This is a genomic window from Bacillus sp. z60-11 (genome assembly GCF_046464135.1).
GTDB lineage: Bacteria > Bacillota > Bacilli > Bacillales > Bacillaceae > Bacillus > Bacillus sonorensis_A.
Map to the genome: position 1 here is coordinate 326001 of NZ_JBIYSN010000002.1, position 12750 is coordinate 338750.

Sequence of the window (12750 nt, forward strand, 5' to 3'; positions counted from 1 at the left end):
CTTTGGGCTTGTAGAGAAACCCATGTTTTTTCTACAAGCTTTTTTGTTATTTCATATCTTGATTCATGTTTCTAAAAACTTCTGGCACAGGGCTGTGAAGAAAACTGGTTCCGTTTTCCCCTCAATCTGCAACTAGCCTGGAGAAATCCACAGCCTTTTTTATATAAAAGTAAACGGATTTGTATTTGTTTCTGACGGAAAAATGGTGACATCGTATTTTTTCTTTTCACACATGACCGACAGCTTTTTTGTGACGCCCTCTTTCATGATTTGCTCGGCGTAGTGGCCTGGATCAACGACATTCAGACCGATCATCATCGCATCATGCGCCGTATGGAAATAAAGATCACCTGTAACGTAGACATCAGCCTCCATTCTTTTTGCCTGGTGGATATATTTATTTCCGTCTCCCCCGAGTACGGCGACTTTCTTCACTTTTGCATCAGGCTTCCCAACCATCCGTGCGCCATTCGCCTGAAGTTTTTCCTTCACATGGCGGGCAAATTGTTCAAGCGTCATGTCTTCCTCCAGCTCGCCGATCCGCCCGAGCCCTTTTTGCAGCGGCGCCTGCTCGACCGGATAGATGTCAAAGGCGACTTCTTCATATGGATGAGCCTTCTTCATCGCTTTGATCACCGCTTTTTCAAGACTGGCAGGGTAGACGGTCTCAATCCTGACTTCGTGAACTCGCTCAAGCTTGCCGGTCTCGCCGATAAATGGGTCGGCTTCATCTAGCGGACGAAAGCTGCCGATGCCTTCAGAGGAAAACGCACAGTGGCTGTATGCGCCGATATGGCCCGCTCCCGCATCTCCAAGCGCCGCCCGGACCTGATCCTCGTAATCCTTCGGAACGTAGACAGCGAGCTTTTTAAAGGGCTCTTCATAGGTTGGAATGAGCACCTTTGTTTTCGTTAACCCCAATGCTTCCGCGAGCATATCATTGACGCCGCCGTCCGCGACATCGAGATTTGTATGTGCCGCATAGACCGCAACATCATGCTTGATGCATTTTTCGATCAGCCTTCCGCCCGGCTGGTCTGTTATGACATGTTTCAGCGGCCTGAAAACCGGGGGATGATGGGCGATGATCAAGTCGACGTTCTTTTCAATCGCTTCGTCCACCGTTTCTTCAAGCACATCAAGCGTAACCATGACGTGTTTGATTTTTTTGTTAAGCGTACCGATTTGCAGACCGATTTTGTCTCCTTCAACGGCAAAAGACTTTGGCGAAAATTGTTCAAACAATTGAATGATTTCATTTCCGTTGATCGTTTTAACCACGTTCGAGAACCTCCTTGAGCTGCTTTATGCGCTTTAGCACGTCTTCATGCTTCAGTTTATTTTCCGCAGTCGGAGCCGCTTTCTCCAACCCGCGGCTAATGCCTTCCAAATGGCTGAGCTCCTTTGACCATTTCTTTATAAAAACGGCGTTTTTTTCTTTGGACAAAAACGGGCCTGTCAACAGACCGATTTCAAAATCAACTCCCTGGTACGGACGCGCTTTGTCTCCCGGGCCGGCGGCGAGCACCTCGTAAAACTTGCCGTCTTCTTCAAGAATCTCCTCGCCGATTAGCTCATAATTCTCTTGATAGAGCCATTCCCTGATATGATAAGCGTGAATATTCGGCTGCAGAACAAGCCGCTTCACCCCGCTGAGCTTCCCCTTTCCATGTTCGAGAATGCTTGTGATCAATGCCCCGCCCATTCCGGCAATCGTCACCGTATCCGCTTCACCGGGCTTGACGACCTCTAGTCCGTCGCCTTTTCGAACCGATATCAAGTCGGACAGCTCCAAGCGCTCCACTTGATTTTTCGCGGAATTGAACGGGCCGTCTGTAATTTCGCCTGCGATCGCCCGCTTGGCCAAACCGTTTAAAAGCGCATAGCACGGCAAATACGCATGGTCTGATCCGATATCGGCAAGCACCGCGTTTTCAGGTATGTATTTTGCGACCGTTTCAAGTCTTTTGGACAACTTTACTTCATTCACTACACCATCACTACTTTTCTATATTCATTTTATCCCTTACCATCATATTAAAAAATCGCTTTTTTTCCAAGCGCCTTGCCGCCAAATAAAAAAGCCCTTTGTAAAAGGACTTTTTGGATACCTATTTAATGTTTGACACCCATTTGGCCATCTCATCAAGCTTTTCAGGCGGTACAAGTCCGGCGGGCATTCCGTTTCCGCCTTTTTGAATTTTCTCCTTAATGGCAGCTGTATCCATGTGATCGCCGACTCCTTTTAGCTTGGGACCTGAAACACCTTCATAGTTTTCACCATGACAAGTCACACAGTTCGCCTTGTAAATTTCTTCAGGCGACGCATCCGCTTTGCTTTCTTCAGCGGTTTTATTTCCTTCACCCGCAATTTCTTTTGCATCATTCAGTCCCTTGAATGAAAGGAAAAAAACTAGTGCAATGCCCATAATGGCAATAAGCAGAAATGGTATCAACGGATTGCGGTTCATTTTACATCCCCCTTTTTAATTAACCCAGCCCCTTATGTAAACACTTCTAATTCTACTTTAATTTTACAAAAAGTAAACCGGTTATGAAACAAAAGCTGATGAAGTTCACACTTTAGACAAAATGATGAACAAAGAAGCCGATCATCCTGATTTTTTGATTTGCCATTTGAAAACCATATTTTGAATACGGTTACAGTAACAATTATAAAGGGCTTTTCCGGCAATCTCAAGGTTATAATGGCTTAAAATGAACTTCCACAAGTATTTGCAATATCGAAAGAAATTAAGTAAAATATAATCGAGTTTACCAATAATAGCGCTTTCATAAAAAAGATTGAAAAAAGAACGGATCTTGTGACCCGTTCAACTTATTCGAGAAAATCTTTCAAACGTTTGCTTCTGCTTGGGTGTCTCAATTTACGAAGTGCTTTAGCTTCTATTTGACGAATTCGTTCTCTTGTTACCCCGAATACTTTACCAACTTCTTCCAATGTCCTTGTCCGTCCATCATCTAGACCGAAGCGAAGGCGCAAAACGTTTTCTTCACGGTCTGTCAGCGTATCAAGCACATCTTCCAGCTGTTCCTTCAGAAGTTCATATGCTGCATGATCTGACGGAGACGTTGCTTCCTGATCTTCAATGAAGTCACCCAGATGTGAATCGTCTTCTTCACCAATCGGAGTTTCGAGTGATACCGGCTCCTGAGCGATCTTCAGGATTTCACGGACTTTTTCCGGTGTCAGATCCATGTCTTCAGCAATTTCCTCAGGCGTTGGTTCGCGGCCGAGATCCTGAAGGAGCTGTCTTTGCACACGGATCAGTTTATTGATGGTTTCCACCATATGCACAGGAATCCTGATTGTTCTCGCCTGGTCGGCAATGGCTCTTGTGATCGCCTGTCTGATCCACCATGTAGCATATGTGCTGAACTTGTATCCTTTGCGGTAGTCAAACTTTTCAACAGCCTTCATCAGACCCATGTTTCCTTCTTGAATCAGGTCTAGGAAAAGCATTCCGCGGCCGACGTAGCGCTTTGCGATGCTGACGACAAGCCTTAAGTTCGCTTCAGCCAGACGCCGCTTTGATTCCTCGTCGCCTTCTTCTATCTTTTTCGCGTATTCAATTTCTTCTTTCGCGGATAAAAGGTTTACCCGTCCGATTTCCTTCAAGTACATCCGGACAGGATCATTTATCTTAACGCCCGGGGGCACGCTTAAATCATTCAGGTCAAATTCTTCTTCGGCCTTGGCCAGCTGTTGAATATTAGGATCCTCAGTTTCTTCGTTCTCACTAATTAATTCAACACCTTGCTCTCCTAAAAATTCATAATACTCATCCATTTGGTCTGATTCGATATCGAAACTGGACATGCGCTCAGCAATTTCTTCATATGTGAGCACACCACGTTTTTTTCCGGCCTCTGTTAATTGGTCCCTTACCTGTTCAAACGTGAATTCAGTTTCGGTCTCGTGCGCTTGTTTATCAGCCATTCATGGATCCCTCCTTCCAAACTTATAGACGAATTCTAAAAAGCATCCCGCTTTATTTGTTCCTATTTCACGTTGAAAGCCTTCTTTCTAGTCTAGAGCTTCACGTAAAAGCAATCATAAATTGACAATATGTGATTAGGACAAGCATTTGCTCCTCCGTAAGGATTCATTGCCAAAAGCCCATCCTATTAGATATAACGTTTTATTTGAGCGAACGGTTCAACTTTATGATTTCTTGAGCCAATGCAGCCGCTTTGAGGAAATCTTTTTGCCTTTCGGCTTCAGCCCTTTCAGCTTCTTTTTCTTTTATCATTGACCAATTTCGATAATTCAACACTTTTTTTACATAATCAGATAATTCTGCTTCGCTCAGTTCTTCGTTTACCTGAAGCATTAAAATATCCGTCAGGAGCTGAGCAAGCTCCTGATCCTCGATTCTATTGAAGAGCTGCTGGGTGGAAATCTCAGCCCCCTCTTCATACATGGCATACAGATAAGCGGCAACAGCGCGATGCTGGTCAAGGTTAAATTCCAAACCCACCCGCTCCAACACCTTACCGATGACATCGCGGTCATGAATCATGTGGGCGAGCAGCATCCGTTCCGCATTCTCATGTGCCGGCCGCAGCCCCGTTCTCTTTCGCGGGGAGCGCGAGATAGCTGCGCGCTTTTCGTTTGATTCCTGACGGCTGCTCTCCTTATTGCGCCCCGCAGCCTGCTTAATAAAGACGGATAGCTGATCCTTTAAGGAATCGAATGAAATTGAAAATTCATTTGCCAGCTGCTTGAGATATATTTCCTGCTCCAAAGGCCCGCTTAGCATGCTGGCTTCTTTGAGCACATCGTTGATGTAGGCCAGGCGGTCTCCTTCATCTGAAAGGTTTTTCCCCTTGCGGAAATAGTTCATTTTAAAGGTCATTAAGGTGACGCTGGCCCCTATTACATCCCGCTTAAACTTTTCGCTTCCGAATGTTTTGATGTAGTCATCGGGGTCCAGTCCGTCCGGTATCATGGCCACTTTGACCGTGCAGCCCTTTTTCTGAAGAATGTCGGCCGCTTTCAGCGTTGCTTCATAGCCGGCCTGATCCGAGTCATAGCACAGGATCACTTCACCGACATTGCGCCGGATGATTTTTGCATGCTCTTCAGTGAGCGATGTCCCCATCGTCGCGATCGATTCTTTCACACCCGAACTAACGGCTGATATGACATCGGCAAATCCTTCAAACAGGACCGCCCTCTCTTCTTTGCGGATATGAAGGCGAGCCTGATGAAAATGATAGAGCAGCCTGCTTTTTCGAAAGAGCGGCGTTTCCGGGCTGTTCATATATTTCGGCTGTTCACCCGTGAACGTCCGGCCGGAAAAAGCAATGGTTGTGCCGTGATGGTCATGTATCGGAAACATAATCCGGTTTCGGAAGCGGTCGAAATAACCGTCCCCGTTTTCGCGCCTGATAATGAGCCCTGCTCTTTCCATCAGTGCGGCATCAAAACCTCTCCGTTCCAAAAATTTCGTTATGAAATCCCATGAATCAAGAGCATATCCGATTTCAAACTGCTCGATCTGTTCCATCTTAAAGCCTCTCTCGAGCAGATAATCGAGCGCTTCCTGACCTTCCTTTGTATTGACCAGCAAATGATGGTAAAATTTCTTTAACAGCTCATGGGCTTCCGCCATTTTCTGTTCATTTGAGCTGCTGCCGGTAGCGGCGGTTGTTGAAATAGCCGCTTCAGGAAGATCGATGCGGTATTTGTCCGCCAAGTGGGACACCGCTTCAACAAATGAATAGCCTTCCATCTGTCTTAAAAATGAAAAAACGTTTCCTCCGGCTCCGCATCCAAAACAATGGAAAATCTGTTTTTCTCCAGAAACGGAAAAAGATGGTGTGTTCTCACCATGAAATGGACAGAGCCCAAAATAATTACGCCCCTGTTTTCTTAGCTGGACGTACTCTCCAATTACTTCAACGATATCGGCTGATTTTTGTACTTGTTCCACAATTTCATCTGGTATACGATTGCCCATGTTCCAACACTCCGTCGTACATAATTCGCTGCTTAATACGTAAATCCTTCATTTTTCGACAAGATTTTTTGCAGCTCTTTGACAAATCGCTCCCGGTCTTCTTTGACCAATTTTTTCGGGCCTTTTGTATGGCGTCCGCTTCTTCTCAATTTTTGTGAGACGTGACGGCGGTATAGAGCATGGTCGATGGAACTCTCTTTGAAAAGAAAGCCTCTCTCCGACATCACAAAGACCTTTTTGCCCAGCAAGAGCGATGCAAGCCCGATATCTTGTGTGACGACCACATCGCCGGGACGAACATGGTTGGCAATATACAGATCGGCAGCTTCTTTATGAGGATCGACATAATGCCAATTCTCTTCTTCCTTCCTCGTGACTTGAAAATGTTCAAATGAGGCCACAAAAACGACATTCACTCGGAAGTCCGCTGCTGTTTTTAACACTTCATCTTTTACCGGGCATGCGTCTGCATCGACAAAAATCGTCCTTTCTTTTTCAAGAAGACTAATTCTCCATCCCTCCATCAATCTCCTGCTATAAATACAGGCAAAATCACACAGGTTTAAAAACGATCGAGCTATAAGAATTTGTCGAAAGTTTTTTTCTTGAAATTCTTGACACGATACCCATAATAGTTTATTCGTTCTGTACTTAGCTTAAACCTAAAAGTTAATTATTTTATCACAATTTTTTATTATAATACAAATGGGTAAAAGATGCTATCATTTTCAACTTTCCCGATACCGTCAAAGCAAAAACCCAGGATGGGGTGTCCTGAGTTTTGTTCGTTAGGCCCTTTTTGTCATCATGTTATGGATAATGTTGGCCGTTTCCTCGACCGCCTTATTCGATACATCTACGACTTCACAGCCGATGCGGTTCACGATTTTCTCAAAATATTCGAGCTCCTCTTTGATGCGGTTGATATTGGCATAGATCGCTTTGTCGTTGAGACCGAGCGATTTCAGGCGCTCTTTGCGGATATGGTTCAGCTTGTCAGGGCTGATTTTCAACCCGATACATTTGGCGGGGTCAACCGAAAAAAGTTCTTCAGGAGGATCCACTTCCGGAACGATCGGCACGTTGGCCACCTTGAGACGCTTGTGGGCCAAATATTGCGATAAAGGGGTTTTGGACGTTCTTGACACGCCGATCAGCACGATGTCCGCCTTCAGAATGCCCCGCGGATCTCTGCCGTCATCATATTTCACGGCAAATTCGATCGCTTCCACCTTTTTGAAATAATCTTCATCAAGCTTACGAACCCGGCCCGGTTCATATTTTGCATTGAAACCGTAGACGGATTCCATTTTTTCGATCAAGGGGCCGATAATATCATAATAGACAACATTCGCTTTCTCTGCTTCGGCAATTAAAAATTCGCGAATCTCCGGCACGACGAGGGTGAAGCAGATGATGCCGCCGTCCGCTTCGGCCAGTGCAATCACTTCTTTAATTGTTCCGCGGTCTTCCACATAAGGTATCCGCCTGATATTGGTATGTTCAGATGAACCGTTAAATTGACTGATCGCCGCCTTGACTACGAGTTCAGCGGTTTCGCCGACAGAGTCGGATACAACATAAATCGTGCGGTTACTCATGATATCCCCCCATTTGTTGTTTGCTCTACATGATTTCATTTTCAGATAAGCTGACAAGGATTTTTGTCATGTTCGTTTTGGTGATTCTCCCCACCACTTCATAGCCTTTTTCCGTATCTTTTACAACAGGCAATGCATCAATCTGTTTTTCAATCAGCATTTTGGCAATGTCCAAAATGAAATCATCACGCCTGCACAGCGTAATGTTCGGCATTCTCGTCATGATAATATGGACGGGAATTGAAGGGAGCTCCTGCTTGCCGATGCTTGCTCTGAGCAAGTCTTTTCGTGAAAGTACACCGACTAAGATGGCATTATCATCAACGACAAAAAGCGTTCCTACGTCCTCTAAAAACATCGTGCAGATCGCATCATAGACGGAAACATTTTCATGGATCACCACCGGGATGGACTGAAAGTCTTTTACCTGCAGCTTTTTCAGCTTATCTGCCAAGAGCTGCGTGCCTGTCTTTCCGGTATAAAAATAGCCGACTCTCGGCCTTGCTTCCAAAAAACCCGACATTGTCAAGATCGCCAAATCCGGGCGGAGAGTGGCCCTTGTCAAATTCAATTTCTCCGCTATATGCTCCCCTGTGATCGGTCCGTTCTCTTTGACGATCTGCAAAATTTGCTCCTGACGTTTATTTAGTTCGATTGTACTCACCACCTTTAAGTCAGCCCCGTGTTTCGTGCAATATGTATAAAAGTCGATAACATATTATAACGCATAAAGCCGCGAAAATAACAGCAATTATATTTGGATTCTATGAAAAAGACAGGCGCATTTTGACAGGGATGTGAAAAATCGATACCGTTAGTTTAAAAAAGACGATTGCCGGGCTGTCAGCAACCGTCTTTTGCCGTTTATTTTACAATGATGGCATCGATGTTTGCAAAAGAGCGAATCAGCTCCGCCAGACTTGCCATTTGCGCCAGGCGGTTTTCTTTTAATCTTTCATCTTCAGCATGAACCATCGTATGATCAAAATATGCTTCAATCGGTGTTTTCAGCTTAGACAGTTCGCTGAAGGCACCATCAAAATCTTTTGCTTCATAAAAGCCTTCAATCCGACGTTTGCTTTCCTCATAAGCTTTAAAGAGCATTTCTTCCTGAGTGTTTTCAAACAGGGACGCATCCACATGGCCGTCTCCGCTTTTTTTGCTGATCGAGATGACCCTGGCCAGCGCTTCGGCCGTTTCTTTAAAGTCCGGCTTGGCGGCTGCATTCTCCAGCACAACGGCTTTTTTGAGCGCTGAATACGGCTCAAGACCGGTGCTTTCAAGCACGGCTTCGACAATATCATAACGGATGTGTTCAGCTGTCAGGACATATTTAAGGCGCAGTTTGAAGAAATCAAGCAGTTCGCTGTTTTCTTCCTGCCCTGCAAAAGAGGCGAGCTCCTCAAAGGAAATTCCCCAATTCCGGTCCAGCAGAATTTGCACGATTCCGCTCGCCTGCCGTCTTAATCCGTACGGGTCTTGAGATCCGGTCGGAATCACACCGATTTTGAAAAATGAAGCCACAGTATCAAGCTTATCGGCTAAAGCGACAACGGCACCGATGACTGATGACGGCGTCTGTCCGCCGGCTTGCCTTGGCATGTAATGCTCATTGACCGCAAGCGCCACTTCTTCTTTTTCGCCGAGCATCCGCGCATATTTTTCACCCATGATACCTTGAAGCTCAGGGAACTCGTATACCATATGGGTCACAAGGTCGAATTTGGAAATGTGTGAAGCGCGTTGAATCAGCTCAAGCGTTTCTTGATCGACACCGATTTTCCGGGCGATTCGTTCTGCGATTGCGCTTGAACGCCTTACCTTGTCTCCGAGCGAACCGAGCTCTTCATGGAAGACGATCTTCTCAAGCTTTTCAACATTCTCTTCGATATTCAGTTTTTGATCTTCCTTATAGAAGAAGGCTGCATCTGAAAGGCGGGCTCTCAGCACCTTTTCATTCCCTCTCGCAACGTTTTCAAGAGCGCGGTCATTCCCGTTGCGCACCGTCACAAAGTAAGGGAGGAGACTGCCGTTTTCGTCTTTGACAGGGAAGTAGCGCTGATGTTCCTTCATCGTTGTCACAAGGACTTCTTCAGGAATGGAAAGGAACTCTTCTTCAAATGCTCCGAACAGAACGGTCGGATATTCAACCAGATGGTTGACTTCCTCCAATAAACCTTCGTCTCTCGGAATATCCCATGATTTTTCCGCGGCTAATTCATCCAGCTGCTTCGTGATCAGCTGCTTTCGCTTTGCCGGATCAGCGATGACAAATTCGCTTTCCAGTTTTGTTTCGTATTCTGCAGGCGAACCAAGCTCCGCCGCTTTGCCGAGGAAGCGATGTCCTTCCGTCACCCGGCCGCTTTCAACATGGGCGACAGAAAACGGAACAATCTCGCTGCCGAAAAGGGCGACAATCCATTTAATCGGCCTGATGTATTTCAGCTCCTCGCTGCCCCAGCGCATATTTTTCGGAAAATGGAGACTTGTCACCAAATCGCGGAGCTCGGGAAGAAGTGTCATCGTCTCTTGGCCTTTTTGGAATTTCTGTACAAATACATACTCTGTTCCCTTTACATCTTTAAAATACAGGTCTTCCGGGCTCGCCCCTTGTCCCCGTGAAAAACCGATTGCCGCTTTCGTCCATTCACCGTTTTCATCAAGGGCGATTTTCTTTGCCGGTCCTTTGGCTTCTTCCTTCACATCTTCCTGTTTTTCAGCAACATCTTTGACAAGGACGGCAAGCCTTCTCGGCGAGTTAAAAAGCCTGACTTCCCCGTACGCGATTTTTTTGTCTTTCAGCCAGCTTTCAAGCTTTTCCCCCAATTGGGTCATGCTGTCGTGCATGAAACGAGCCGGCATTTCTTCCAGTCCGATTTCTAAAAGCAAATCTTGATTACTCATGTGAAGCCTCTTCCTCCTTCAGCATTGGAAAGCCTAACTTTTCGCGTTCATCATAATACGTTTTGGCTACTTTTCTAGCCAGGTTTCTGACCCTTGCGATGTATCCTGTCCTTTCCGTAACGGAAATGGCTCCTTTGGCATCAAGCAGGTTGAACGTGTGGGAGCATTTCAGGACATAATCATACGCCGGATGAACGAGTCCCTGATCCATTTGCCTGATCGCTTCTTTTTCATATGTGGCAAACAGTTCGAACAGCATCTCCACATCAGATGTCTCAAACGTGTAGACTGAATGCTCGTATTCGGCCATCAAGAATAAGTCTCTGATCGTATAGCCGTCTGTCCATTCCAGATCAAAGACATTTTCTTTATCCTGAATGTATGAAGCAAGCCGCTCAATCCCGTATGTGATTTCAACGGAAACCGGCTTGCATTCAAGACCTCCGACCTGTTGGAAATACGTGAATTGGGTGATTTCCATGCCGTCAAGCCATACTTCCCAGCCGAGCCCTGCGCAGCCGAGTGACGGGTTTTCCCAGTTGTCCTCAACAAACCGGATATCATGCTCCAAAGGATCAATTCCGAGCGCTTTTAATGAATCCAAATACAGCTCCTGAATATTGTCCGGAGACGGTTTGATGATGACCTGGAACTGATGATGCTGGTAAAGCCTGTTTGGATTCTCGCCGTATCTTCCGTCAGCCGGGCGCCTTGACGGCTCAACATACGCTACCTTCCACGGCTCCGGCCCGAGGCTCCGCAAAAATGTATAGGGGCTCATTGTTCCCGCGCCCTTTTCAACATCGTACGACTGCAAAAGGACACAGCCTTCATTAGACCAATGCTTTTGCAGTGTCAGAATCATTTCTTGAATATTCAAATCAAGCACCTCCACAGAACGTGTTTCGTTTTTTCATATTGGCATAGGGCTAAAGTTTTAAGCAGAAAAAACTCCCGTCCCTATGCTTGTTTTCCCACAAACATAGGGACGAGAGTTCTCCCGCGGTTCCACCCTAATTGCTGAGAGGTTCGTCCCAGCCTCTTTTTTAAAAGTTGCTCATGGAATGCCTTTCATTACGCTCTCATCCCCGGCTTTCACCGTCCCGGGGTCGCTTCAATGAGGGGGCGCAACTACTTCTTTCCGTCGCCGCAACACATTATTGAAACTTATAAGCGGACTTTTAGATCCCGCAATCTTTATGACATGATCTTATAAAAATATGAAGAGGATGTCAACTTTTGTTTTCTTTCCCCAGCATTTTTTTCATATTGTCCATTTGCTCCATGAAGCGCCGTGATTTCAAATAAATCCCGGAGTACTCATCATAATAAAGCTGGATGACTGTTTTCAGCTCCTCTTTCGTCTCCTGTTTGACCGATACATTGCCAAGCCTTGAAAGGTCAAAATAAAAAAACAGCCTCAAGAGCCTTACGGATGCAGGAGACAGCGGAACCCTGTACGGATCTTTCGCAAAACAGCGATGGCAAATGAAGCCGTTGTCCCGAATGGAAAAGTGGAATGTGCCTTCCTTACTTTTGCAGTGGACACATTCGTTTAATTCCGGATACAGGCCGAGCACACCGAGCATTTTGACTTCGATGAGATTGGTGATGATGTCGGGATCTGTACCGTCATTCAGCCTTCTCATCGACTGAAGAAGCAGTTCGAATAAAAACGGATTCGCCTTCTTTTCCTCAGTCCCCTTATCAATTAATTCTGCGATATATGCGGCATATGCCGTTAAAAAAAGATCCTCCCGGATATTCCGCATGCTATCGATCATTTCGCCCTGCTCCAATGTGCCGAGACCTGATGACGTTCTGAATAAAAACGAGCCATAAAGAAACGGCTGGGAAATGGCGGACAGGCGGCTGTTCGGCTTTTTTGCCCCCCTGGCCAGCACGCCGATTTTCCCATTTTCCCTCGTTAACAGTGTAATGATTTTATTTGATTCTCCGTAATCATTTGTACGAATGACGATACCTTCACATTTCGTCAGCATATGTGCACCATCCAAAAATCGGAGGGGTCAAGCTTGATCACAAAATTGGAAAGTCAACTTCTGCTAGCTCTTCGTCAAGTGCTTCGGGTCTTTCCAGGTTCTCCTTCTCCAATTCCTTGAAAAGGAGGTACGTATCAACGTTTCCTGTTTGTGAAAATACATTCCAAGTAAAATTCAACATAAAAGCCCCACCTTTCTGTTTATAACTAGCTTTTCAAACATCCAAATTCTTAAGATTATCTTGACCTTGAATCC

The 12750-nt window shown here is 45.7% G+C and carries 12 protein-coding genes; all 12 read right to left on the bottom strand.

Translation table 11 applies throughout. From position 1 onward, the window contains the following. Positions 1–159 precede the first annotated feature (159 nt). Positions 160–1281: a Nif3-like dinuclear metal center hexameric protein gene (locus tag ACINLD_RS08470; protein WP_077736409.1), complete on the bottom strand. Its 1122-nt coding sequence runs from the start codon at positions 1279–1281 to the stop codon at positions 160–162. Next, on the bottom strand, positions 1274–1990 hold the full coding sequence (locus ACINLD_RS08475) for a tRNA (adenine(22)-N(1))-methyltransferase (protein ID WP_077736408.1): 717 nt from the start codon (positions 1988–1990) through the stop codon (positions 1274–1276). Before ACINLD_RS08475 ends, ACINLD_RS08470 begins: the two co-directional genes overlap by 8 nt. A 121-nt stretch (positions 1991–2111) precedes the next feature. After that, a complete protein-coding gene (gene cccA, locus ACINLD_RS08480; protein WP_026587898.1) occupies positions 2112–2471 on the bottom strand; it encodes a cytochrome c550 in 360 nt (119 codons plus the stop codon). Between the two features lie 368 nt (positions 2472–2839). Continuing rightward, the gene (gene rpoD / locus ACINLD_RS08485; RefSeq protein WP_003183609.1) at positions 2840–3961 is read right to left on the bottom strand and encodes an RNA polymerase sigma factor RpoD; all 1122 of its coding nucleotides are present in this window, start codon (positions 3959–3961) and stop codon (positions 2840–2842) included. A gap of 202 nt (positions 3962–4163) precedes the next feature. Beyond that, positions 4164–5987: a DNA primase gene (dnaG, locus tag ACINLD_RS08490; protein WP_077736407.1), complete on the bottom strand. Its 1824-nt coding sequence runs from the start codon at positions 5985–5987 to the stop codon at positions 4164–4166. 32 nt (positions 5988–6019) lie between these two features. Further along, positions 6020–6511, bottom strand: coding sequence for a YaiI/YqxD family protein (locus tag ACINLD_RS08495; RefSeq protein ID WP_026587900.1), 492 nt, complete (start codon positions 6509–6511; stop codon positions 6020–6022). Between the two features lie 264 nt (positions 6512–6775). Continuing rightward, entirely contained in the window at positions 6776–7588 is an 813-nt protein-coding gene (locus ACINLD_RS08500) for a pyruvate, water dikinase regulatory protein (RefSeq protein ID WP_026587901.1), read from the bottom strand. A 25-nt stretch (positions 7589–7613) separates the two neighbouring features. Next, positions 7614–8252: a helix-turn-helix transcriptional regulator gene (locus ACINLD_RS08505; protein WP_026587902.1), complete on the bottom strand. Its 639-nt coding sequence runs from the start codon at positions 8250–8252 to the stop codon at positions 7614–7616. A gap of 200 nt (positions 8253–8452) precedes the next feature. Beyond that, complete coding sequence (gene glyS, locus ACINLD_RS08510; RefSeq protein ID WP_026587903.1) at positions 8453–10492, bottom strand: glycine--tRNA ligase subunit beta; 2040 nt, start codon at positions 10490–10492, stop codon at positions 8453–8455. Continuing rightward, positions 10485–11372: a glycine--tRNA ligase subunit alpha gene (gene glyQ / locus ACINLD_RS08515; RefSeq protein ID WP_026587904.1), complete on the bottom strand. Its 888-nt coding sequence runs from the start codon at positions 11370–11372 to the stop codon at positions 10485–10487. The genes glyS and glyQ overlap by 8 nt, the downstream gene beginning before the upstream one ends. Positions 11373–11724: 352 nt before the next feature. Further along, on the bottom strand, positions 11725–12495 hold the full coding sequence (recO, locus tag ACINLD_RS08520; protein WP_077736406.1) for a DNA repair protein RecO: 771 nt from the start codon (positions 12493–12495) through the stop codon (positions 11725–11727). A gap of 37 nt (positions 12496–12532) precedes the next feature. Next, positions 12533–12676 (bottom strand): YqzL family protein, encoded by a 144-nt coding sequence (locus ACINLD_RS08525; protein WP_077736405.1) that lies wholly within the window; start codon positions 12674–12676, stop codon positions 12533–12535. Between the last annotated feature and the right edge of the window lie 74 nt (positions 12677–12750).